This is a genomic window from Fibrisoma montanum (assembly GCF_003583365.1).
GTDB lineage: Bacteria > Bacteroidota > Bacteroidia > Cytophagales > Spirosomataceae > Fibrisoma > Fibrisoma montanum.
Window position 1 is genome coordinate 534,969 of sequence record NZ_QXED01000003.1, and the last position, 23,377, is coordinate 558,345.

A 23,377-nucleotide genomic window follows, 5' to 3' on the forward strand; every position below is an offset into this window, starting at 1 on the left:
TTCTGCGCTAAAAATCATACAAATGACGTATTGTTCACCCTACAGCCAGCCGGTAGTTTTGCTCAAGTGATTGTCGTTCGGGTCTCCGAATATTACCATCTCTTCATTCGCCTGATCAAACCAATTAACCGTATGCAGACTGTATTCCTACGTCGAATTACCCTCCTGCTCACTGTAGCATGGCTTGGAACCTTCTCCGCTTGTCAGCGCGCGCCCTATGCGTATTTTACGCCGACCCCTCATCCGGCGGCCCAGCGTATGGCGGTCAGTGAGCCGGCTCCGGCCCCACCGGTTGATCCCTTGCTTACGGCTTCGGCGGCTGACGACATCCCGACCCCGACCAGGCCCGTCTGGGAAGAAACGACCGCCCTGCCGACGCTGGCACCGGCTGTGGTGGCTCCCAAAACCGCTACGAAAGCGAGTCGCCCTTCGTTCAGAGCCCGGCTGAAAGCAACCTTGCTGACCAAAATGGCACCGCCCCAGTGCGATCAGATCGTGCTGCGCAACGGCGATGTTGTGGAGGCCAAGATCAAGGAAGTGGGTGTGAATGAGATCAAGTACAAGAAATGCGACCGGCCCGATGGCCCCGACTACACCATCTCCAAGCGCGACGTACTCAGCATCAAGTACACCAACGGCGATGTCGAACGCTTTTCTTCGTCAACAACCAACAGCTCCTCGGGCAACAACCGTAGTTCGTACGATAGCCCGACCAATGCTCAGAATGACGGCCCCCGAACGGATCCGTTTGCCATCGTAGCCATTGCGGTCGGCGGGGCTGGACTCCTATTCGGTGGTTTCATACTTGGTCCGGTTGCGATCGTATTTGGCGCTCTTAGCTTGGCGCGTATTCGAAAAAATCCGGAGCGATTTAAAGGCAAAGGCTTAGCACTCGGTGGGATGGTAGCGGGCATTGTGGCAGCAGCAGTTTACTTCCTTTACTATTTCGCCGTCATCTAATCATCTTCCAATTACTCAATCGCTATATGAAATACTCTATGCATATTGTAAGTCGCCTGATCATCCTGCTGATAGTGCTCCTGGTCACGGCTTGTAATTTTCAACGCAGAGATCGGGATAAAGATGATCCCGAACCGGATCTGAGCGGAACGTACCGGGTTACCTCGGTCCGGTTCAACGCCAACACCAATACCTCCGTTTCCGGCACGGTACGGGTATCGAAAGTGTCAACTGCATCCTACGACGTTGATATTACGGTAAATAACCAGTCAATTGATACGTTTCAGGTAGACGTTCGAAAGGCCAGTGGCAAGTTGTACGATATGTTCGTCGACAACGAACTCGTCGGGGATATTGACGGTACCCAGTTCAGGTTCGACATCACCGATTCGAATAACGACCGCGTCGTAATCATAGCCAGAAAATAGCTTGTCTTTTTTTGTCATCCCGACGCCAGGAGGGATCTTCGGGTGAGGCTGAGAATTCCTCCAGCTACCGAAGATCCCTCCTGGCGTCGGGATGACAAAAAAGGAGTTGACTCAATAAAACAGTCAGGTTTATAGAAGAGACTGCCTGAACATGGGCGTTGCCTGATTTTTACCATTCCGATCTAGCCAGGCAGGACAACAGGGGTCAGATCCATTTTTAATCATAGCCAGCCGACAGGATACTGATTTCCGGTTTGATTACGTAGTCAATTGATTAGCTTTGTTCCTGTAGATTGTAAGCTGCCATGACTATTTCGCCCTTGGATATAGTACTGCTGTTCGGCGCGTTGCAAGGTTTTATCCTGGCGGCTTTGCTGTGGTTTAACCGGAAAGGTAACCGGCTGTCAAACCGGTTGCTGGCAGCGCTGGTCGGTTTACTGGGGCTAGCCAGTTTCGCCGTGGGTATTCCGGTCGCAAACTGGCAGATCAGTCTGTTTCTGGACCTGGCCCCGCTGATTGTCGCGATGCCGATTGGACCGTTAATCTACTTTTATACCCGTTCGGTGTTAGCACCTGATTTTCAATTGGGTAAACGGGAAAAACTACATTTCTGGCCGGTCATCATCGACTGTGGCAGCAAGCTGATTGGCTGCGTTTTCATTTTGGGTGTCCTGGCAGGTGTATTCAGTCCTAAGGATAATTTCAAAGTAGGCGCCTTCATGGACGAGTACAATACCTATGCTGATATTCCCCGCTGGATTTCAGTGACGGTTTATCTGCTCGTGACCCGTCGGTGGGTGAATCGCTTTCGGGAAACAGGCACGGCAACGGAACCGCAGCAGGTTGCGATGCGCTGGCTCCGGCAGTTTATAACGATTTTCCTGGTCTTTCAGGTTATCTGGTTTATTCATCTGGTTCCGTACATTATTCCGGCTACCCGCAATGCCCTGCTGGATGCGTTCGGCTGGTATCCGCTTTACATTCCCATTGCTGTCATGATTTACTGGCTGGGACTGCGCGGGTATATTCATGCCCGGAGCCAGGTAGTCCAGCCGGCAACCCGTAAATCAACCCCACTCGCCCTACCCAAAGATCAGGCCGATGAGACGCTGTGTCGGCTTCAGCGGGCCATGACCGAGGATAAACTGTATCTCGACCCCGAGCTGACCGTCGATAAGCTGGGGCGCCACGTACAGCTTCCCCCCAAAACGGTGTCGGCGGTTCTCAACCAGCACCTTCGTAAAAGCTTCAACGGCTTTGTCAATGAGTACCGGATTGCCGAGGTGAAACGGCGGCTGGGCGATACGGCCCACGCTCACCTGACCCTGACGGGTATCGCTTTCGACTGCGGCTTCAATTCTCAGGCCACCTTTCAGCGTACCTTCAAGCAATTGACCGGTCACACGCCCAAAGAATACGTCAACCAACAAGCTGCTTTTTAGTCGATTTTCCGGTTCTATACCTCTCAAATCCGGATTTGAGTAGTCCGTATGGCCTATAGACGCGTGTTTTGTCAGAAAAAGCAAGACCATGCGGCCGACAACGTTATTCGTTTCAACCCTCCTCGCCGGAATACTCTCTTCTGTTTTCGCAGCCGGTACCCTGGCCCAGTCCGGCTACCTGACCCTGACCGGAAAGGTGGTCAGTCAGGACAAAGGAAATCATCCCATTTCATTGGCTACCGTCACCGTTGTCGGGCGGGGTATCGGCACGGTAACAGACGCCCAGGGTGACTTCAGGCTCAACGTACCGACTGCCCAAGCCACCGACAGTTTGCAGGTATCGTGTGTGGGGTATCAGTCAGTTAAGCTGGCGATTTCGGCCGCAACGAATCGGGCGTTGGTGGTGCGGTTGACAACGGCCGCCGTTACTCTGAATGAAGTGCAGGTACAGGCTCGGCGGAAAACAGCCGCGGATATTATTCTGGAAGCTGTGGCCGCCATTCCGCGCAACTACGACACGACGTCGGTGCAGTTGACGGCCTTTTACCACGAAGACCAGCAGTTTGATGGAAAACCGGTCCGGTCCAGCGAAGCCGTGATGGCGGTTTACAAGACGCCGGCTAACCAGCCTGAGGTGAAAGACGGGCTTAAACTCATCAAGGGCCGGACCAAAGCGTATGATCAATCTCAACATCACCTGCCGTCGATTGTGAACCTCAGCAACGGCGCGCGCAGTTCGCTGACGAACGATCTTGTTAAACACGGCACCGCTAAAGTTGGCCTCTTTACGAAACGGGGGCTTTCTTATTTCGATCTGAAACTGAGCACACTAGCCAGCGACCGGCCTATGTACGTCATTGACCTTAAGCCGGGAAAACGAAAGCGCAAGGCACAAGGCCAGGGTAAAATTTTCATCGACATGGAAACGCTGGCTTTTGTACGCATCGATCTGCAACTGACTCAGGCTGGACTTGATGCCGAAAACAATCGCCAGTGGATTCTGAAGAAGATGGCGTCGATCGTGCACAAGATGAACCTCAAACTTACGAGTTACAATCTTGTCCTGTCGTACAGGCCCTACAACGGCAAATGGTACCTCAACAACGTAGAACGCCAGTTCGATTTCTGGCTCAATAGCCCTTCGCGAAAGCTGATCGATAAACGCTGGAACGTGTCATCCAGTTTTACGGTGACAGCGATAGGACCCAAAGGTATACCGCCATTTACGGAGGGAAACATAGGCGAGGATGGCAACGCAATAAGCTCGATCATTAAGAACCAAACCGACTCGACCGGCTGGGCAACAGACAATACGCAGCGGACTACCTCCACCGATACAGCGTCCGTGGAACAATCGACTTGGCCACTCAGCGCCCGCGCCGACTCACCGAAGGTCCGCGTTTCCAACCGGCAGAACGGCTTCACCCGCGCTGATACGCTACGCGGCAAACTGACGCCCTTGCGCAGCCAGTACGACGTTACGTTCTATGACCTGGCCGTGAAGGTGGATATCCCCAATAAAGCCATCAGCGGTAGTAACAGAATGCGGTTTCGGGTGCTGGCTCCGCTGGACAAACTTCAGCTGGACCTGTACGCCAACATGCAAATTCACCAGATTCGGTACGCCGGGAAGCCCCTTTCCTTCACGCGGGAGTTTAACGCCGTTTTTGTACAGTTTCCGGAATCACTCAGGGCTGGCAGTGAGCAGGAACTGGCAATTGAATATTCCGGAACACCACAGGTACCTGACCGCTCGGTACCCATGATGGGCGGATTTCTGTGGGACAAAGACCGCGACGGCCATCCGTGGGTGCAGGTGGTTTGCCAGGGCTCGGGCGCCAGTCTGTGGTGGCCCAACAAAGACCACCTTTCCGACGAGCCCGACAGCATGCGCATCAGCGTGACCATTCCGAGTGATCTGGTGGATGTCTCCAACGGGCGACTGCTGCGAAAAACGGCTTTACCGGATAACTGGACCCGCTACGACTGGTACGTAAGCTATCCGATCAATAATTACAACGTTACGCTGAACATCGGCAAATACGCCCACCGCCGGGAAACCTACGGCCCGGATTCGCTGACGCTGGATTATTACTGCATGCCTTATAACAGCGAACCGTTCCGCTGGGTCTTCGACGGCGTGAAACTCATGCTGGCTACGCTGGAAAAACACTACGGCAAGTACCCGTTTCCGCGCGACGGATTTACGCTGATGGAATCGCTCCATCCGATGGAGCACCAAAGCGCCGTCTCGTTCGGGAAGCTGCCGACCGGGCGGGCCGACTCCCTGTCAATGGTCGATACGTTGCGATTGATGCAATTGGTCTGGCATGAAGTGTCGCACGAGTGGTGGGGGAACAACATCAGTTGCCGCGACATGGCCGATCTGTGGATTCATGAAGCGTTTGCTACCTACTCGGAAGGTTTTTACCTGGATTCAGTCATTCCGGAGGAGGGCGAACTAGGTTACATCGCGTCGCTGCCGGAGCAGGTGAGTGGAAAAGAGCCAATTATCGGCGTGCGCGATGTGAACCACATTCACTACAACATCGGCGACATGTACGCAAAGGCAAGTCTGGTCGTGTATACGTTCCGGCACGCACTCAACAACGACACGTTGTGGGCGTCCATCCTGAAAGGCATTCAGCAGCGGTTTCGGTACCAGACTCTTTCGACCAAAGACCTCGTGGCGTATATCAATGAACGAACCGGAACCGATTATACACCATTTTTTGACCAGTATCTGAACTACACCTCAATCCCCACGTTACAGGTCAAGCTGGCCGAAAAGGGCCAGTCACTGGTGGTGAGCTACCGATGGAAGACCGATGTACCGAACTTCCGCATGCCGATTCAGGTGACCAAAGCCCCGGACCGATACGAATTCATAACCCCCTCAACCGACTGGCAGACCATGACCTTACCCCGCATGACCGCCGATGATTTCGAGGTGGATGAAACCCGATTCTACGTGAAGGTCGAAGAAATTGAGCCGCTGGCTGATGCGAAATGACAGAGCCCGTCAGTGAGCCGGGACCTGTGAGCTTCGCAGGTCCCGGCTCACTGACGCCTGCTAGGCCCAGTAGCTGAACTTGCGCCTGGTAAAGATCGCTTTAGGAATCATGGCGTGAACACCCAGGGTCTGGTCCACAACCTGACTCACTTCAAAATCCACGCCCGTACTGGCAATCGACAGGGCCTCGTTGAAGGTAAAGCCGAGTTCATACCTGATGAACGTAACGGCCTCTGTGAGTGCATTTTTCATGGCCTTATTTAAGTCCTTATCCAGCCCGACCGCGATGAAATGCGTCGGCGTTTCGGCCCGGGGCATCTGTAACGCTCTGCCTTTATGCACGATAAACTTAGCGGTGAGCGTCAGGGCGGTTTCAATCGCTACGCCACTTACCTCGCCGTTCCCCTGCGCCCCGTGGCCGTCGCCCGTGGTAAACAAGCCGCCCGGCACCGATACCGGCAGGTACAACGTAGCGCCTTTGGTCAGGTGTTTAATGTCTAAATTTCCCCCGAAAAACGCGGGCGGTATTGAACTGACCCGACCGGTTTCGGGCGGTGGCGACAAAGCCATGACCCCCATAAACGGCCTGAGCGGTATTTCAACGCCTTCTTTCAGCAGGGCAACGTTACGTCTGGTATCGTACCGGTACACGAACGTTTCGCGCGTCGTAACGGCATCGGGAATTCCACCCCCACCCGGCCACACGCTGTTGACCCCAAAACCAGCGGGAAAGGTCAGGTCGAGAATACGGATCTCCAGGGTATCCCCCGGCTGCGCCCCGTCGATGTACACCGGCCCGGTCAGCATGTGGCCCCGAATGCCGGAGGGTTCGGGCCTGACCGTTTTCATGATAGCAATCACCTCCTTCGCGTGGGCGTCGATCGGCAGGTTGTTTTTCTGGTAGAACTCCTCCGGATTGGTCCGGCTCACCCCCGACGGATTAACCGTCTGGATCTCTACTACGTCGCCGTCTTTCACTTTGTAAACGGGCGGTACGTCGGCCCCGAAATAGCCCCAGACCATGTGCTCGGGCAGCGACCGCACCACGTGATCCGGCTTAATGCGGGCGGGTACAGCCGCCGGCCCGGTTGGCAGGGTGAATAAATCAGAGGTACTGGTAGCCAGCTGACCCACCGACAAAGCCGCCAGGCCACGCCGGGTTGTTCTCCGTAAAAAGGTACGTCGGGATGTGCTCATGAGGTTGTATCGTTTTGTGCCGGAAGCGGTGTCCAATATAGCGAATAGACCGCGAATCCGAATGCGCCACCATGCAACCCCTGGCCGTTAATACCGATGGGTCTTGCCGTCCAGGTCAAATAACGTAATCTTTTCTCCGGTTCGGCCTTTCACCAGAATAATCCGATCGGTCTGGGTCGTGTCCAACCGCTGAAGGTAGGTAGCGTCTTTCGGCAGATACAGGTTCGTCAACTGAGCATCCTGAATTGAATAGGGCCAGTACGTTTTTTCAACCTCATCGCGAAACGATAAAGGCACCGACGGATATAGTACCGTGTCGCCCGGCGCGTATTGGTTCCTGATTTTCTGCGCCACCAGGTAGTGCGGATTTGGGCCACGGGGCCGTCCAAAATACGTATACTTCGGGGCGCTGTCGTCGTAAATCCGGTTCAGCAACTGAGCTACCAAAACGCCCTGCAGGAACGTAACGCCCACCAGCACCACCCGAAACGCGATGGGCAGTCTGGCCATCCGCTGCAAAATCAGGGCCACCAGCAGGGCCGTGTACGGGAACGAAAACCCGGAATACCGCTGCGTAATTCCGTAGGTATGGCCGTTCCGGAACGACATGAGTAACAGAAACAGGGTCGGAACAGCCGCCAGCAGGGTAACCAGGACCAGAAACGGGCGCTGTTCGCGGGTGGTGTCCTCCCGAAGCGCCCGGTACAGCAGATAGGCGAACGAAGGCAGGGCTGCCACCACAACGTACTGGGGCTTCATGACCGTGTAGAGCGGCAGACCGATCAGAAGCAACGCCACGTACACCGGAGCGACCCAGCCGGGTACGTCGGTCCGGCCGACGTACCGGCTCAGCAGCCAGCCCGCGGCCAATCCAAAGCCTAAGGCTACTAACAGGTTCCGGACACCCAGGGCATCGGCCTGCCCCAGACCATTGGACAAAATGAACAGGTCGGCCCAGATCGGCAGCGACCGCTCCCCCACGGTCAGAATCGTAGCCGGCAGAATAATACCGAACCCGTTGTTGTACGGATTTGTCAGAGCCGCCTGCCGGTACACCTGCGCCTGATACGCCAACGTCTGGAACGTGTATTTACCCCCGCCGTATATAAACCACAGCGACACGACCGCTACGCCAATCAGCGCCACCACAGAGAACGAAAGCCATAGCCGGGGTTTGCGAACGTAGAGCAGCATGTAGATTCCGTGGCACAGGAACACCGTGATGGTCAGGTAATGCGACAGTAGCGACAGGACGAACGTAAGCCCATACGCCACGAACAGTCCGCCGACCCGCTGTTGATTCCGGGCCCGTTCCAGCAGCAGCAGAAACAGGTGCGTGGCCAGCAGGGTCAGAAAGAAACTGAAGGAGTAGTTCCGGGCCATGTGGCTGTAGGCGATGAAAAACGGCTCAACGGCCGCAATCAGGGCACTCAGTAAGGCCAGCGATTCAGACCGGAAATGCCGCCTGACAAAGATGTAGACCAGCCCAACCAGGAGTGTGCTGAACAGAACGGACGGAAACCGGGCCGAAAAATCGCTCAGCCCAAATACCTTCATCCAGCCCCACAGCACCGCGTAATAGGCCGGACTGTTGCCGATGTCGCCACGAATATTGGCTTCAATAAAATCCTGAATGGTTTTCGGGGACCAGAACTCCGCGGGCGTGAAATACGTCTTGCCGGGGGTAAAAAACACATCGTGCTGATTCGATCCTTCCATAACGATCCCCTGCGAAATGACCATCGTGTATTTTTCGTCGAGGTAGATGCCGTACGTTCCAGACCTGTACAGCCGCAGCCCGAAGGCCAGCAGGAGAATCAGAGTAAGCCAGAGGGTTCTGTTTTTACTAAACTGCATATACGAATGAACTGAGCAGTGGGGTATGGTTTGGTGGCCGATTGGAGCTACTAACGTAATTCGCTCCAATCGGCCGCTCCTAATCACCTGGTTGTACGGGAACAGTTAATGATAAACTGAGCGGAAAAAACGTGTTTCAACACCGGAATTTTTTCCAGAAAGGGCTGAACCGCATAAATCATTTTGGCCGGTCCGGTCGGGAAAAAGAACGGTACGTAGCCGATGTACTCCCATTGATTCACCCGCCCGCCGGCCTGCCGGATCCACCGTTTCAACTGCCATTCAAAAAAGGACTGCTCCTCGTGTTCAATGTGGTATTTGGATGTGCGTTCGATGAGCTTCAAAATGGGGTTGTTGCCATTTGGCTCCATAATGATCAGCTCATCGGCCAGTTTGAAGGCATTCGCCAGGGCTTTCTGGGGGTCCGACAGGTGGTGCAACACCCCCCGAATTACGCCTACGTCGTATTTCTGATTGGGCGTCGGCAGGTGATCGTCGAGCAGGTTAATCGTGCTGAAGTGAACGGACGGGTATTTTTTGGCGGCAATCTGCACGGCAGCCTCGGCTGCATCAAAACCATGTACGGTCAGGTGCGGGAAATTCTGTTTGATGTTAGCTGTGTACATACCGTCACCGCAGCCAATATCAACTAGGGTTTTGTGGGCAGGTTTGATAAACCGGAAAATCTCGTCTGTGATTCGCTTGTTGGCTACGTGCGAGGAAAACTGGGCGTTGGTGGTGTACAGGAATCCACCGTTCTCATGCACATTTTGATTAAATACGTCAACGTTTTTTTTGACTGCAGACTGCATAGGCGAGTTTGTTTGGTTACTGATAGATGAGTAAACCAGAGGAGCAGACCTAGCATAAACAGGCAGCAATTGCCCGTTTTTCGGCCAAGAATTTCTGAAAAATTAAAGAAATAGGATACTCCCCCGGCAAAGAATTGGCCGCGTGAACGAGCTGACTAAGGGCTTAGTCAACGATGAGTCGTCAGGGGGGAGTAAGTTGTAGCATACGGACTTAATTTCCCGACAAAGGTTAAAAGCGGATTAAAAACAAGCAAATTTCAAGGGGAAAACAGGTCAAATCTAATCGCTTTCTAATGATCAGGCCTTATTAAATAAATGTTATACTCCACTCTGTTTACTTCTTTACAAGCGAGGGCCTATGCCGATCGCCTGGCAAAAGGGAAAGGCTAACCTCTGGATTGTATGTAGTTTAACGTGAATTATCGATAAGCACCTGATCATCATTCACGTCAGTGTATCGAAGTATATCTGCTCCAGGATACTCGTCAGTCCGGTTCTAACCAGATAGACCATCGCCAGCGTCTTTCCGTGGGAGTAAGCCGAACATTGAAGGTTCATACTGTGACCCAGGCGTAAAAATAACCTGACAGCTAATGCGTTGATTCTCTGTTAAGGCACAACAAAAACCCCCGGCGTAGCTACGCCGGGGGTTTACTAAACTACTTACTTTACCTAACCTGTATTATTTCTTCTTGGGGGCAGCCGTTGCCGCCGGTTTCGCGGCTGGAGCCTGCTGAGCTACCGCCCCTGATTTTGGCTTATAGATGGCTCCGGTGGCGAAATCGACCGGGATACTCACCAGCGGAAACAGGAGGATATCGGCAATCAGGGCCCCTACCCGTACCTCCCGACGCGCTTCGCCCGCAGCCGGTTTCCGTTTCTGTTCGGCCGTTACGCGCCCGCCGAACACCGTAGCGCATGAAGATAATGAACCCGACAGGGTAAGGGCGGCTAACGCCAGCACCGTAAACTTCTTGACTGATTTCATCGTAGTTTTTGAAAAGAGGAAGGTTCTGACTTATTTCTTGGCCGTGAGCGTAAACGCCTTGTTGGCCGAATCGCGTCCGTTGATGCTGATGGCATTGCCCTTGCCCCGGGCGAAAGTCTGCCCATCCACTTCATACAGAATTTCATTCCCTGTTTCGCTGACCTCCACGTCGTCGAACGTATCGTCCAGGAACGGGTTGCCGTTTTTCAGGCTGATGGCGAAAACCATGCGAACAGTCGTCGCGGTCTGGCGGCTGATGGTGATGGTGCCTTTAAGGTTGGTTTCGTCGGCGGGCAGGGTCTGGCCGTTCGACGACAATTCGGCGTACTTGTAGGTACCGGCAACCCGGTCCGCTAAATCGGCCGGTGCGACAGGGTCAACGTTTTCTTTTTTGCACCCGGTGAACAGGGTGGCGCTCAGCAGAAGAGCGAACCAGACAAAGCGAAGGCGTACTGTTGTTTTCATGAGTAGTTGTTGTTAGAGGCTTGTTTACATCCGCCAGACAAACCACCGTTGGCCGTTCTGACGCAACAAAATTGGGAGGGGATTCAGCGGCTGCGAAGCGTGGACTGTATCAACCATCATCTCTGTTGTCTGAAGCGTTGTTTCTGCCGGATGAGTTGCAATCCAGCGCCTTCTTTTGTCATCGTCCGTTACGTCTGTTTCCAATCGCCCGTCTGGTTTCGACTATTAGGTTGAGCGGCCGGCTGCGGGTATCCTCACCGATCAACGTATCGGGCGATACCGTCGGTCCGATTTACCGGGGTTATCCGCTTTCAATACGGGTAAAATACGCTTGTCCAGATCGGTAATGCCCGCTTACTTAGCCATTAATATATTGATTTTCAAACACTTACTTTTATCTATTCCACGTAAATCACCAATAACTCTGACACTCATGAAGAATCGCCGACTTGCGTCTCACCTGCTCCGGTACGAAGCTGCCGATGTGGCCTACAACCGCCCCCACCCCTATCACCGCTCCAACGGGGAAGAAAACCGCTACCGGATTGTCGGTGGAGATGGCAAAAGTTATCCTTCCTACCTGGCGGCCTTCACAAAAGGCATGCAGCATGACGACAATGGGTTTCTGGTAAAACCCGAAAGCGATGCCTATCCCTTCTTTATTCGGGCCTGCGACAAGGGCGACCTTGAATCAATTCAGGCACTGGCTCTGAACGAACGGGTAAAACCTGCTGACGCAACCCCGGCTAAACCCGCCAATGACTGGCGCTCAAAAATCGCCCTTGATGCCGACGCAAAAGTTCGTGGGTGGGAAAGCATGGGGGCGGGCCTTACGTATGACCTGGAAGGCCCCGACGCGCAGGCAGTAACGATTCCACCCGCCCCCGTACTGGATAGCGAAGAACTCATTGCCGAGATGGCTGAACTCTACTGGATGGCGCTCTGTCGCGATATTCCGTTTACAGACTTTGACACCAACAACAGCAAAATCAACCAGGCCGTAGCGGATCTTAACAGCCTGAACTGGTTCAAAAACAAAAGCTTTTATGGGCTCCAGCCCTACCAGGCTTTACGCAAACGGGGGTATTTTGCCCAGAACGAGTTTGAAGCCTATTCACCAAAAACAATTTTCCGGGGCAACGTAAAAGGTGATGACATCGGTTTGTACATCTCCCAGTTTCTGTATGTCGGCAATAAATCACTGGGGAGCAGCACAGTGTCGTTTGGAGCAGATCAGGGATTGATTTCGTACGGGTCAACGACCATCGACCAGCGCGTTCGCACCGCCAAGCCGAAGCTCGATTACATGACCACCTGGGAACAGTGGCTGGATGTGCAGAACGGGGCAAACCTTCGCGAACTGGAGCAGTACGAAAACGTCGATAACGACAATAACATCAACCGCGAAAATGGGTACCGGTTTATCTGGACGCCCCGCGATTTGTGTACGTGGGTACACTACGATGCGCTGCACCAGGCTTACTTTAACGCTTGTCTGATTCTGCTTGGCATCAATGCCCCGGTAGACCCGGGGTTACCGTTCCGGCTACCCGACAGCGTGGATAAGCAAACCGGATTTGCTCAGTTTGGCGGTCCGCACATTCTCAATCTGGTATCGGAAGTAGCGACCCGCGCGCTCAAAGCGGTTCGTTATCAGAAATACAATGTCCATCGCCGGGCTCGGCCGGAGGTAGTGGCGGGGTGGATTCATCGCTACGCCAGTGGCCATACGAACAACCTCGACATCATGAAAAACCCAACCACCATTCTGCAGGGGTTGGGTCTTTGGCCGGAACTGCAAGCGTATAATCAGTCCCAGAACCAGAAAGCAGACCGAAAAACCGATCCATCGGCGACATCTCCGTCTTTTCTGCTGCCCATGCCGTTTGTCGAAGGGTCGCCCATGCACCCGTCTTATGGGTCTGGTCACGCTACGGTAGCCGGTGCCTGCGTCACCATCCTGAAAGCGTTCTTTGACGAAGGCTTTGAACTCCCCTTCGCTTACAAACCGACGCAGCAAGGCCGTAAACTCGAGGTAGATATGGCCAATAAAGGTAAACTGACCGTTGAGAACGAACTGAACAAGCTGGCGGCCAACGTTGCGTTCGGGCGCGACTGGTCGGGGGTTCATTACTGGTCGGATCAGATTGAATCCCTGCGGCTCGGTGAACAGATCGCCCTCGGTATTCTGGAAGAGCAGAAATTGCAGTACGGCGAGAACTTCTCCATGAACGTACCCCTTTTCGACGGCACAAGCGTACGTATCTGAGCCTGTTTTTCAACGCATACCAAGCCGCACCGGGTCCCAGGAAACCCGGTGCGGCTTTTTTTACGCAGTCAAAGCCAGCGGAATGAGCAGCCGCCGTTCGTCGGGTCTAAACTGACGTTTATCCGTTTGTTTACTGCCTTTGTCCGCTTTCCGTTTCAGCCGTCAGTACTTCGACACACCTTTGTTCTGTCTAAGTTAAATTCTATGAAAAGGAACGGTTTACTCCTCATTCTCACGGTACTCTTCACCACACTGCAACAGCCGGCCAACGCTCAGTTTCCGGTGATGGGTGGCGCTACCCCATCCAAGGCCCTACCCGGTACGGCCGGCGACCAAAGTCCAAAAGGCAGTGGTAAGATTACCGGCAGCATCCTCGACTCGACCCAGGCCAAGCCGGTTGAATTCGCCAGCATTGCGCTTATCAACAAGGCGACCGGCAAGACCGTCGACGGAACGGTAGCGGATGAGAAAGGGAAATTTTCGTTGACCAAACTGGTGGCCGGGCAGTATACCGTTCTGGTTAGCTTCGTCGGGTTTCGGAACAAAACCCTCGAAAACGTAACCCTCACCAATGGCCAGAGCCTTGAGCTGGGTGTTATCAAACTCAGCGCCAACGTAAAAACCCTCGAAGAGGTAACTGTGACCGGACAGGCGGCCCTGATTGAAGAAAAAGTTGACCGGCTGGTCTACAACGCCGACAAGGATATTGCGGCCAAAGGCGGTGATGCTACCGACATCCTGCGTAAAGTGCCTCTGCTGACGGTTGATCTGGATGGCAACGTATCGCTCCGGGGCAGCCAGAACATCCGGGTGCTGATCAACAACAAACCCTCTACAATCGTGGCCAGCAGCGTGGCAGATGCGCTGAAGCAAATCCCCGCCGACCAGATCAAGACCGTGGAAGTCATCACCAGCCCCTCGGCCAAGTATGACGCCGAAGGATCGGGTGGTATCATTAATATCATCACCAAAAAGAACAGCCTCCAGGGGTTGAACCTCAACGTTGATTCGGGCGTCGGTAACCGCGGTTCGCAGTTGTCGCTGAACGGCAACTACCGGAAAGGCAAGACCGGTTTTACGCTGGGCGGTTTCGGCCGGGCCATGTACAACACCATCACCCGGACGCAGCTCGACCAGACCAGCGAGATCAACAACGTATCGACCCTCACGCGCCAGACCGGCGACGGCAGGAGTTCGGGACTGTTTGGTCAGTACAACCTCGGCTTCGACTACGACCTGGCCAAGAACCAGTCGATAACGGCCGGCGTTCGCTACGGGGTCCGGAACTTCGTGAGCCAGCAGGATCTTGTGACGCAACTGTTCACCGACGGCACTCCCGGCTCGTCGAACAAACGGAATGTTGACGCCAAGAACCTGTCGGGCACCATCGACATGAACGTGGATTACCTGCATACGTTCAAGCCCCAGCAGGAATGGAGCATTTCCACCCTCTACAGCCGCAATGACCTGACCAATAACTTCGACGCGGACCTCCTCAGCAATTCGGACGTACTGACCGGACGCCAGCGGAACGTGAACAAGAACCTGAACCAGGAATTTACGCTGCAAACCGACTACCAGACGCCGATCAAGAAAAACCAGCTGATCGAGTTCGGGGGTAAGGCCATCTTCCGGCAGGTAAACAGCGAATACCGCTACCTGATCGCCGGGCCGTCGGGCAATTTCATCACCGAAAACAACGGTACGCTGGGCGAGCTGCTCTACCACCAGAACATTGCGGCCGGGTATACGTCCTATACCTACACTACCAAGCAGCGGTACACGTTCAAAGGCGGTCTGCGCTACGAACACACATTCATCGATGCCAGTACCCGCGAGGGCGGTACGCTCGGCGTGGCCGACTACGGTGTGCTGGTTCCCAGCGTGAACGCGTCCAAAACCATCAAGGGAACAACCGTTAAACTGGGCTTTAACCGACGTATTCAACGGCCCGGCCTGCAGCAGCTGAACCCTAACTTCAACGCGGCCAACCCGCAGGTGATCACGCAGGGGAACCCCTCGCTCCGGCCGGAACTGACCAACAACATGGAACTGGGCCTGAGCAAAACCATCAAGAAAACGTTCATCAACGCAACGTTCTTCGGCCGGGTGACCAATAACGCCATTACCCAGGTAAGCCAGCCGTCGGATTCACTGCCGGGTGCCATCGTCACGACGTTCCAGAACATTGGCCGGCAGCACGCCTACGGAGCCAACATATTCTCGAACGTAGCGGTAACGTCGAAGATCAACATTGGCCTGTTTCTGAATGCCTTCTACACGAGCCTGACCGGCCAGGCCATGAGCCGGGAGGGGGTGTCGACGACGATGAAAAACACCGGGGTAAACGTAAGCGGTGGTACGTTCGCTTCGGCTCAGTTTAAAAACGGCTGGGGCGCTCAGGCATTCGGGTTTATGTCGGGGTCGCAGGTGCAGCTTCAGGGTCGGCAGGGTGGCTTCGGCTTCTACACGGTGGGGATCAAAAAGGATTTCAACAACAAGAAAGGCAGCGTAGGCTTTGCGGCCGAAAACTTCCTCAGCAACCGCTTCAACATTCATTCGGTGCTCAACTCGCCGATGTTCAGTCAGGTGAACGACGTGTATCTCTACAACCGGGGGGTGCGGCTGACGTTCAGCTACAAAATTGGAAAAATGTCGATGGACGCGCCCCGGCGCAAAGCCAAGTCGGTCAACAATGACGACGTGAAAAGCGACGGCAACGGGCAGACACAGGGCGGTGGTACACCGGGAGGCCAGTCACGTCAGTAACCGCGACGGCTTTACAGTCAATCGATTAACTTTATAGCGTATAGCTTATTGTCAAATTACCCTAAACAGTATCTCTTGTCTCAATGAAAACCAACAACATTCTTTTCGGCACAGCCACGGCTCTTTTTCTTTCACTCGGTGCCTACGCGCAGACGGTCGACGAAATCGTGGATAAACACGTAGCGGCCCTCGGCGGCATGGACAAATTAAATGGGGTTAAAACCCTGACGATTGAACGGTCGCTGGCCATACAGGGGGGCATGGAAATCCCGAATAAAACCGTCATGGTGGTCGGGAAATCCATGCGGAGCGAGTCGACCGTAATGGGCAACTCCATGATTCAGGTGGTCGACGGATCGACCGGCTGGATGATTCGTCCGGCCATGATGGGCGGCACGGGCGACCCCGAAGATCTACCCGCTGATCAGTTGAAGCAGCAGGCTGGCCAGCTCGATCCGTTCGGTGGCCTGGTCGATTACAAGAACAAGGGAAACAAAGTGGAACTCGTAGGCAAAGAAAAAGTCGACGGCAAAGATGCCTATCACCTCAAAGTGACCACCAAGGAGAACCAGGTTATTGACCAGTTTCTGGATGCCAATACGTACCTGCTCAGTAAGATCAAGACGTCGATGAACGGCCAACCGGGCGAAATTTCGTTTTCGGATTACAAGGATACGGACGGTATCAAGTTCGCCAAGACAACGGATATAGTCTCACCACAGGGACAGGTTACGTTAACCACCGAAAAGGTAACGATCAACGGACCGGTCGATGAATCGGTTTTCAAAAAGCCGGCCAAGTAACGGGTAATCTCCCGCCGATTAAGCAGTTAGCCCCCTTGTCGATTTGACAAGGGGGCTAACTGCTTTTTAATGACCGGCCAGAGCGGAAAACCGGTGCCCTCTCCCCTACTTGTCTACCTCAAACGCCAGCAGTACGTTGCCCGGCTTTTCGCCAAACATACCGTAACCGGAGTTGACAAACAGCATCCCATCGGCCACCACCGGCGACGGTCCGTCGATGGCTCCTCCCTTGCCGGGAACGCCATTTACGGTTTCGTAGTCGTGCATGGTGTTGTAGTCCCAGAGAAGGGCCCCGTCCGCCGTTGCATACGCCCGGATGTGGCCATCCAGTCCGCCCGCAAACACCACCCCCGGCACGACGACAGGAGCCGCCGAATTGGCTTCTATGCAACCGGCTCTGCCTTCGCAGGGGGGTGCAGCCGCTTTCCAGACAACTTTCCCCGTACGGACATCCAGTGCGTAGAGGCCGGGGCTGGGTTTTATCAGCGAGTCAACCTTCGGGTCCATAGCGTATTTATTGTCGGCATTGGCCGCGTACACCAGCCTACCGTCGGTGGCCATACCCCAGTGGATACCGCCCAACGCACTTCCCTTGCCGATGCGGGTTTTCCAGATCAGCTTCCCGTTGTCGGGCGACAGGCCATACACAAACCCGGACTTCTGCCCGACCGTCAGCATGTCGCTGCCATCCGGCTGTCTGACCAGCAGCGGGGCCATACCAAAATCATGATCGGGTCCCGCCTTTTCGGGGCAGTTGGGGCTGTAGGGGCAGGCCATGTTCCAGGTGTCGTCTTTGGTGGCCTGAAACGACCAGACGAGCTTACCCGTTCTGAGGTCCAGCGCCTGAATGGCATCGCTGCTGGTTGTGGCCGGAGCCGTGTAGTTTTCGCCGGTTCCGTAGTACAGCAACCCGCGTTTGGTATCGACCGTAGGACTGCTCCACACGATGGCCCCCGAGGGTCCGTAGAACGGCTTGCCGTCCTTGCGTTTGCCGACTTCCCTGGCCTCTTCCGGAATGACCCGGTGCCGCCAGACGGTCCTGCCGGTCTGCGCATCCAGCGCGACGATTTCGCCCGACGATGAGCAGCACGGGTAGGCCGGGTCCAGCACCGACGCAACTTCGATGGACGTAATCGGCACGTACACCCGGTTGTTATATACCGCTACCGACCCCGTTACGCCCGACTGCGGGTGCTGGCCGGACTTGCTCTCCCACAGCAGTTTACCGGTCCGGACGTCGAGGGCGTAGACGTTGGTGCTGTTGTCGGCGAAGTAAGCGCGGAGGGTACTGCCCTGCTCCACCACCGAGATCGCACCCCGAACGGCCGCTTTAGCCGCGAACTGCCACCCGATTTTACCGGTCGTTTTGTTGAGACAGTAGACATCGCCGAACTGCGTGCCCAGTATGAGCCAGTCGCCCACGATGGCGGGTTTGCTACGTACCTGATTCGCTTCCGGGATGGCAAAGGCCCATTTCAGTTTGAGCTTACCAACCGTAGCGGCCGACATACCCGCCTGCTCCGCCGACCGGAAGCCCGTGCCCTCCAGATTACCTCCCCAACCCGAATGATGAACCAGTCCTTTACCCGACGGCAGGCTAAACGGTGTATAGGCCTCTTTCGGCAGGGTCGTTTCGGTTACAGCCTTACCGGTCAGATAGCGCACGATGGCCTTTTTCTGATCGGTGGTCAGGGCTCTGGCCTGCTCCCGCATTTTGCCCGTTTCGAGCGCGGCCAGGATGGCTCGGGGCGGCATCTGCGCCAGTACCAGGTAGCCGGGGGCTTTCATACCCGCATCGGCTTTGTGGCAGTTGTCGCAGGTTGCCTTATACAGCTCCTGCCCCGACCAGATGGACGCTTGCTGTGCGAAACCGATGGTCGATGAGCCGGCAGCCAGCAGGAGGGCAAACAACGCATACTGGCGATGCCGGGATGATCGAACTGTGGAGAGAGCGATGTGTTTCATGCCGAGGAAGTTGGGTTAGGGGAACTACGGCCGTGCCGACGTACGGTTCGGCACGGCGTTCAGACATGGAATAAAGATAGGCAGCCCGGAACGCAAACCCGCTGGTTTTGTGACGAATGCCCGATCAGTCGGCGCGAACTACGAATAATGGCCGATCAACGAAGGAGCGAAAGGCCCGTAATGGGCCGGTGTGGTAACCGAAAAAATCCCCGCCTGACCGGTGCGAGTCGCGGTCAGACGGGGATTGCTGTTACTGGTTTGAACGTGAATTTTGGCCAGACTTCAGAGTAACGTTCTAAATAATAGACGCATAACTTAGTCTATTTCTGTCATCCCGACGACAGAAACCGGTTCTCATGGCCTAGATGCTTATCTGTACTTCACGTTAGTTTATACGCTTACAGCAGCTTATCGGGCGTTATGGGCAGTTCGCGGATGCGCTTACCGGTGGCGTTGAAGACGGCGTTGGCTACGGCCGCGGCCACACCCACAATACCCACCTCGCCGATGCCTTTCACACCCATTCTGTTGGAGATGGTATCGTCCTCCCGAACGAAGATGACCTCCATGTTGCCGATATCCAGATTGGCCGGAATGTGATAATCGCCCAGCGAACGGGTCACGAAATTACCCCAGCGCGGGTCCACCACCGACTCTTCGGTCAGGGCCATGCCGATGCCCCAGACATTGCCGCCGATGATCTGCGACCGGGCCGTTTTGGGATTCAGGATTTTACCGGCACCCGTCACGGCCAGAAAACGGGACACCCGCACCATCCCCGTCGACATGTTGACCCGCACTTCGGCAAAATTCGCGTTGAAGCTGTGCGACGAATAGTCGTCCGCACCCTCCGGCGCTTTGGAATCCACCCGGGCCTGGAACGTATCAATCCGTTCGGCAATCATTACCTGCGAAGCGGTCGGCCGGGCGAAGTACTGTTTGCCCGATCGCGCAATCAGATCGTCCGTGATCTTCATGCAGGCATCATTGACCACGTTCGCATAACTGATTGCGCCGACCGATCCAACCGATCCCGCAGCCGGCGGCAGGGTAGAATCCCCGATCCGGACCGTTACGTTGCCGATCGGCAGGTCCAGCGCATCGGCAGCCGTCTGGGCCAGTATCGTGTACGTACCCGTGCCCAGGTCGGCAGCGGCCAGCTCAATGGTTGCCGTTACAGTGCTGCCTTCCCGCTTCAGCTTCACCAGGGCGGAACTCGGCCGCTGGTGAACCGGATACGTACCGCAGGCTACCCCGTAGCCAATCAGGTAGTTGCCTTCCTGCTGCTGGCGGGGTTCCGGCTTCCGCTTTTCCCAACCGAATGCGTTGGCCCCTTCCCGCAGGCATTGCACCGTTGCCCGCGACGACCAGGGTTTGCCGTTCGACGGATCGCGTTCGGGTTCGTTTTTGATCCGAAACTCGATCGGGTCCATCTTCAGCTTGTACGCCAACTCGTCCATGGCCGATTCGAGCGCAAAACTGCCGGTCGACTTCCCCGGCCCCCGCGTGTAGGTGGGCAGAATCAGATTCATCGGCACCACCCGGTACGTAATGAGCGAGTTGGGCGTATCGTACATCAGCTTCGAGCAGTCACCACAGGGCTCCACAAACTCGTCGTTGATGGCGCAGTGGGTCGTTGTCTCGTGGGCCAGGGCCGTCAGCTTGCCGTCTTTGGTAGCCGCCAGACTGACTTTCTGAACATTCTGCTGCCGCAGCCCGACCGAGTTGACCATCTGCTGGCGCGTGAGGGCCAGCTTGACCGGGCGGTTCACCACCTTTGCCGCTACGGCCGTCAGTACCAGGTTGGCCCACTGCCCGCCTTTGGAACCGAAACCGCCCCCGATGTAGGGCGAAACGATCCGGACTTGCTCCGGTTTGATGTTGAGCGTTGCCGCCGTTGCATTCTGAGCGCCGTTGACGATCTGGGAGCTGTTGTACACCGTCAGCTGATCCCCGTTCCATTCGGCAATGGTGGCATGGGGTTCGAGCGGGTGGTGGTGCTCAATCGGCGTCGTGTACACCTCCTCGATTTTATAGTCGGCGGTGCTGAGTGCCGCTTTCGCATCCCCCCGCTTTTCGTCTTCCTTGTCTTTCGGACGTACCGCGCCTTTGGCCAGCTTGTCGAAATCGACTTTAGCCGGGGCCTCATCGTACGTCACCTGAATCAGTCGCGACGCATGGCGGGCCTGCTCAAACGACTCGGCGACGACGATACCAATGTGCTGACCGAAAAAATCGACGGCCGGGCTTTGCAGCATCGCTCCTCCGCGAATGCCCCCTTTTACGTTCAGTTTCGGCGCATTCCTGTGGGTGATGACGGCCAGCACACCGGGCGCTTTTTCGGCCTCGGCGGTGTCGATGGTCCTGATCGTTCCGGCGGCAATGGTGCTTTTAAACAGGATGCCGTAGGCGACGTTCCGGACCGGGTGATCGGTCGAATAATCCGCTTTGCCGGTCACCTTCAGAATCCCGTCGATGCGGCTGATGGGTGTACCGGTTACCTTGTTGTTATCGTTCATGGGATGAGTTAGCTAACGATCAGGCTTTACCGCCGTTGACGGCCATCTGCAACGCCCGGACAATGCTCCGGTTACTCAGTTCAACCTTGAATTTGTTGTGCGACAGGGGTCTGGCGCCGGCCATTTCGGCCTCGGCTGCCTGCCTGAAGGTCGCGTCGCTGGCTTCTTTCCCGACGAGCAGCTGCTCGGCCTTTAGTGCCCGCCAGGGTTTGTGGGCTACCCCGCCCATGGCGATCCGGGCCTGAACGATCCGGTTTTCCTTCATCTCCAGCGCGGCCGCCACCGACACCAGCGCAAAAGCGTATGATGAGCGGTCGCGCACTTTCAGGTAGTAGGAATGGTCGGCGAAGCGGTTCCTGGGCAGTTCAATGGCCGTGATCAGCTCGCCGTGATTCAGGTTGGTGTCTTTCTCGGGCGTATCGCCGGGCAGCCGGTGGAAGTCAGCAAACGCGATGCTGCGTTCCTGCCCGTCGGCCTTCCTGACGTTTACCGTTGCGTCGAGCGCGGCCAGCGCTATGGCCATGTCGGAGGGGTAAACGGCCACGCATTTCTCCGACCAGCCGAAAATTGCGTGCATGCGGTTAATGCCTTCCAGCGCTCCGCATCCCGCCCGGGCCGACGACTCATCCGGCTCGCGTTTGTTGCACGGCATCGACACCTCGTAAAAGTACGGGCAGCGGGTTCGCTGGAGCAGGTTGCCGCCGTTGGTCGCCATGTTGCGGATCTGCCCCGATGCGCCGGCCAGAATTGCCTGCGTCAGCAGCGGGTAGTTCTGCCGGACCAGCGGGTGATTGGCCGCATCGGCGTTCCGGCCCAGACCGCCGATCGACAGACCGCCCTGGTTGGGGCCGGACGTAATGGTTCTGATCTGGGTAAGCGGCAGCCGGGTGATGTCGATCAGCTCGTCCGGCCGCTCAACATCCTCCTTCATCAGATCGAGCAGGTTGGTTCCCCCGGCCAGAAACCGGGCATTGGGGTTGCCCGTCAGGCTCCGCACGGCCGAGGCCGCGTCTTTGGCGTTGGTGAATCGGAATGGTCTCATGGGTGTTGTGAAGGGTTAGCCGACAAACTGCCAGGTCTGCTCGACGGGTTTGCCGCTGTAGACTTCCTGAATGGCCGCCACAATATTTGGATACGCACCGCATCGGCACAGATTCCCCGACATGCGCTCCCGAATCTCCTCGGCCGATAAGCGAACTGGTCCCGCCGTCTGCCGGACGTTTTCGGTTACGTAGCTGGCGTGACCGGTTCTGGCTTCTTCCAGCAGGGCCACCGCCGAGCAGATCTGTCCCGGTGTGCAGAACCCGCACTGGAAGCCGTCGTGCTTCAGGAAAGCCGCCTGCATGGGGTGCAGCCGCACCGCCGATCCGGTCTGGTTCTGCGCCAGTCCTTCAATCGTCTGCACGCTCCGGCCCTCGCAGGTGGCCGCCAGGGTCAGACAGGACAGCACCCGGCGCCCGTCGACCAGCACCGTACAGGCACCGCATTGGCCCTGGTCGCAGCCTTTCTTGGAACCGGTCAGTTCGAGTTTTTCGCGCAGGGTGTCCAGCAGGGTCATCCGCGAATCGACCGTCAGCTTTCGGGCCGCGCCGTTGACCTTGAACGATACGTTCACGCCGTTTTCGATGGCCGCCGACGCAGGTTCCGGGGCCGATGGTACGCTGAGCGGCCGGGTGAAGACCTGCTCCGCCACGGCCGAGTGAGCCGCCAGGAGCCCGCCACCGGCCAGCGTCATCAGTTTCAGGAAATGGCGTCTGTTCACCCCCGTATCCAGAATTTCGTCCAGATCTTCGGGCATCAGGTCCTCAAACAGCTTCTTTTCGTCGTCGGTCAGTTGAGGGGTTTGGTTGTCTTCCATTAGGCACGAGTTGGGGGATAAAGTGTATGCAG

Annotated in this window: 16 protein-coding genes; 7 read left to right on the forward strand and 9 right to left on the reverse strand. The window is 55.9% G+C overall.

All coding sequences use genetic code 11. The features are described 5' to 3' along the window. The first annotated feature begins 132 nt into the window (after nucleotides 1-132). The 4 genes from DYU11_RS12290 to DYU11_RS12305 all read left to right on the forward strand — a co-directional run bounded on the left by DYU11_RS12290 (nucleotide 133) and on the right by DYU11_RS12305 (nucleotide 5,843). Complete coding sequence (locus DYU11_RS12290) at nucleotides 133-960, forward strand: DUF4190 domain-containing protein (protein WP_158600273.1); 828 nt, start codon at nucleotides 133-135, stop codon at nucleotides 958-960. Between the two features lie 26 nt (nucleotides 961-986). Next, a complete protein-coding gene (locus tag DYU11_RS12295) occupies nucleotides 987-1,388 on the forward strand; it encodes a hypothetical protein (RefSeq protein WP_147367931.1) in 402 nt (133 codons plus the stop codon). Nucleotides 1,389-1,693: 305 nt separating this feature from the next. Next, nucleotides 1,694-2,830 (forward strand): helix-turn-helix domain-containing protein, encoded by a 1,137-nt coding sequence (locus DYU11_RS12300; RefSeq protein ID WP_119667964.1) that lies wholly within the window; start codon nucleotides 1,694-1,696, stop codon nucleotides 2,828-2,830. Nucleotides 2,831-2,918: 88 nt separating this feature from the next. After that, complete coding sequence (locus tag DYU11_RS12305; RefSeq protein WP_119667965.1) at nucleotides 2,919-5,843, forward strand: M1 family metallopeptidase; 2,925 nt, start codon at nucleotides 2,919-2,921, stop codon at nucleotides 5,841-5,843. Nucleotides 5,844-5,903: 60 nt separating this feature from the next. Here DYU11_RS12305 and DYU11_RS12310 read toward each other — a convergent pair whose 3' ends face one another. From DYU11_RS12310 to DYU11_RS12330, 5 genes are all read right to left on the reverse strand, one after another. Then, complete coding sequence (locus DYU11_RS12310; protein WP_119667966.1) at nucleotides 5,904-7,040, reverse strand: acetamidase/formamidase family protein; 1,137 nt, start codon at nucleotides 7,038-7,040, stop codon at nucleotides 5,904-5,906. Between the two features lie 87 nt (nucleotides 7,041-7,127). Continuing rightward, on the reverse strand, nucleotides 7,128-8,897 hold the full coding sequence (locus DYU11_RS12315; RefSeq protein WP_119667967.1) for a glycosyltransferase family 39 protein: 1,770 nt from the start codon (nucleotides 8,895-8,897) through the stop codon (nucleotides 7,128-7,130). 83 nt (nucleotides 8,898-8,980) lie between these two features. Then, a complete protein-coding gene (locus tag DYU11_RS12320) occupies nucleotides 8,981-9,709 on the reverse strand; it encodes a class I SAM-dependent methyltransferase (protein ID WP_119667968.1) in 729 nt (242 codons plus the stop codon). Between the two features lie 682 nt (nucleotides 9,710-10,391). Beyond that, nucleotides 10,392-10,697 (reverse strand): hypothetical protein, encoded by a 306-nt coding sequence (locus DYU11_RS12325; RefSeq protein WP_119667969.1) that lies wholly within the window; start codon nucleotides 10,695-10,697, stop codon nucleotides 10,392-10,394. A gap of 30 nt (nucleotides 10,698-10,727) precedes the next feature. After that, on the reverse strand, nucleotides 10,728-11,162 hold the full coding sequence (locus tag DYU11_RS12330) for a hypothetical protein (RefSeq protein ID WP_119667970.1): 435 nt from the start codon (nucleotides 11,160-11,162) through the stop codon (nucleotides 10,728-10,730). Nucleotides 11,163-11,595: 433 nt separating this feature from the next. On the opposite strand from DYU11_RS12330, the gene DYU11_RS12335 reads away from it, so the two are divergent. The 3 genes from DYU11_RS12335 to DYU11_RS12345 all read left to right on the forward strand — a co-directional run bounded on the left by DYU11_RS12335 (nucleotide 11,596) and on the right by DYU11_RS12345 (nucleotide 17,003). Further along, on the forward strand, nucleotides 11,596-13,431 hold the full coding sequence (locus tag DYU11_RS12335) for a vanadium-dependent haloperoxidase (RefSeq protein WP_119667971.1): 1,836 nt from the start codon (nucleotides 11,596-11,598) through the stop codon (nucleotides 13,429-13,431). Nucleotides 13,432-13,635: 204 nt separating this feature from the next. Continuing rightward, nucleotides 13,636-16,200, forward strand: a complete 2,565-nt coding sequence (locus DYU11_RS12340; protein WP_119668318.1) for a TonB-dependent receptor — start codon at nucleotides 13,636-13,638, stop codon at nucleotides 16,198-16,200. 83 nt (nucleotides 16,201-16,283) lie between these two features. Next, nucleotides 16,284-17,003: a LolA-like protein gene (locus tag DYU11_RS12345; RefSeq protein WP_119667972.1), complete on the forward strand. Its 720-nt coding sequence runs from the start codon at nucleotides 16,284-16,286 to the stop codon at nucleotides 17,001-17,003. Between the two features lie 105 nt (nucleotides 17,004-17,108). Here DYU11_RS12345 and DYU11_RS12350 read toward each other — a convergent pair whose 3' ends face one another. The 4 genes from DYU11_RS12350 to DYU11_RS12365 all read right to left on the reverse strand — a co-directional run bounded on the left by DYU11_RS12350 (nucleotide 17,109) and on the right by DYU11_RS12365 (nucleotide 23,345). Further along, nucleotides 17,109-18,968 (reverse strand): outer membrane protein assembly factor BamB family protein, encoded by a 1,860-nt coding sequence (locus DYU11_RS12350; RefSeq protein ID WP_119667973.1) that lies wholly within the window; start codon nucleotides 18,966-18,968, stop codon nucleotides 17,109-17,111. Between the two features lie 398 nt (nucleotides 18,969-19,366). Then, entirely contained in the window at nucleotides 19,367-21,487 is a 2,121-nt protein-coding gene (locus tag DYU11_RS12355; protein ID WP_119667974.1) for a xanthine dehydrogenase family protein molybdopterin-binding subunit, read from the reverse strand. A gap of 19 nt (nucleotides 21,488-21,506) precedes the next feature. Beyond that, complete coding sequence (locus tag DYU11_RS12360) at nucleotides 21,507-22,529, reverse strand: FAD binding domain-containing protein (RefSeq protein WP_119667975.1); 1,023 nt, start codon at nucleotides 22,527-22,529, stop codon at nucleotides 21,507-21,509. Nucleotides 22,530-22,544: 15 nt separating this feature from the next. Beyond that, complete coding sequence (locus tag DYU11_RS12365; RefSeq protein ID WP_119667976.1) at nucleotides 22,545-23,345, reverse strand: 2Fe-2S iron-sulfur cluster-binding protein; 801 nt, start codon at nucleotides 23,343-23,345, stop codon at nucleotides 22,545-22,547. Nucleotides 23,346-23,377: the final 32 nt, after the last annotated feature.

Bases quoted from the DNA above. Each gene is read 5' to 3' on its own strand.
- DYU11_RS12290 (WP_158600273.1), top strand. From the start codon at position 133: ATGCAGACTGTATTCCTACGTCGAATTACCCTCCTGCTCACTGTAGCA.
- DYU11_RS12295 (WP_147367931.1), top strand. From the start codon at position 987: ATGAAATACTCTATGCATATTGTAAGTCGCCTGATCATCCTGCTGATA.
- DYU11_RS12300 (WP_119667964.1), top strand. From the start codon at position 1,694: ATGACTATTTCGCCCTTGGATATAGTACTGCTGTTCGGCGCGTTGCAA.
- DYU11_RS12305 (WP_119667965.1), top strand. From the start codon at position 2,919: ATGCGGCCGACAACGTTATTCGTTTCAACCCTCCTCGCCGGAATACTC.
- DYU11_RS12310 (WP_119667966.1), bottom strand. From the start codon at position 7,040: ATGAGCACATCCCGACGTACCTTTTTACGGAGAACAACCCGGCGTGGC.
- DYU11_RS12315 (WP_119667967.1), bottom strand. From the start codon at position 8,897: ATGCAGTTTAGTAAAAACAGAACCCTCTGGCTTACTCTGATTCTCCTG.
- DYU11_RS12320 (WP_119667968.1), bottom strand. From the start codon at position 9,709: ATGCAGTCTGCAGTCAAAAAAAACGTTGACGTATTTAATCAAAATGTG.
- DYU11_RS12325 (WP_119667969.1), bottom strand. From the start codon at position 10,697: ATGAAATCAGTCAAGAAGTTTACGGTGCTGGCGTTAGCCGCCCTTACC.
- DYU11_RS12330 (WP_119667970.1), bottom strand. From the start codon at position 11,162: ATGAAAACAACAGTACGCCTTCGCTTTGTCTGGTTCGCTCTTCTGCTG.
- DYU11_RS12335 (WP_119667971.1), top strand. From the start codon at position 11,596: ATGAAGAATCGCCGACTTGCGTCTCACCTGCTCCGGTACGAAGCTGCC.
- DYU11_RS12340 (WP_119668318.1), top strand. From the start codon at position 13,636: ATGAAAAGGAACGGTTTACTCCTCATTCTCACGGTACTCTTCACCACA.
- DYU11_RS12345 (WP_119667972.1), top strand. From the start codon at position 16,284: ATGAAAACCAACAACATTCTTTTCGGCACAGCCACGGCTCTTTTTCTT.
- DYU11_RS12350 (WP_119667973.1), bottom strand. From the start codon at position 18,968: ATGAAACACATCGCTCTCTCCACAGTTCGATCATCCCGGCATCGCCAG.
- DYU11_RS12355 (WP_119667974.1), bottom strand. From the start codon at position 21,487: ATGAACGATAACAACAAGGTAACCGGTACACCCATCAGCCGCATCGAC.
- DYU11_RS12360 (WP_119667975.1), bottom strand. From the start codon at position 22,529: ATGAGACCATTCCGATTCACCAACGCCAAAGACGCGGCCTCGGCCGTG.
- DYU11_RS12365 (WP_119667976.1), bottom strand. From the start codon at position 23,345: ATGGAAGACAACCAAACCCCTCAACTGACCGACGACGAAAAGAAGCTG.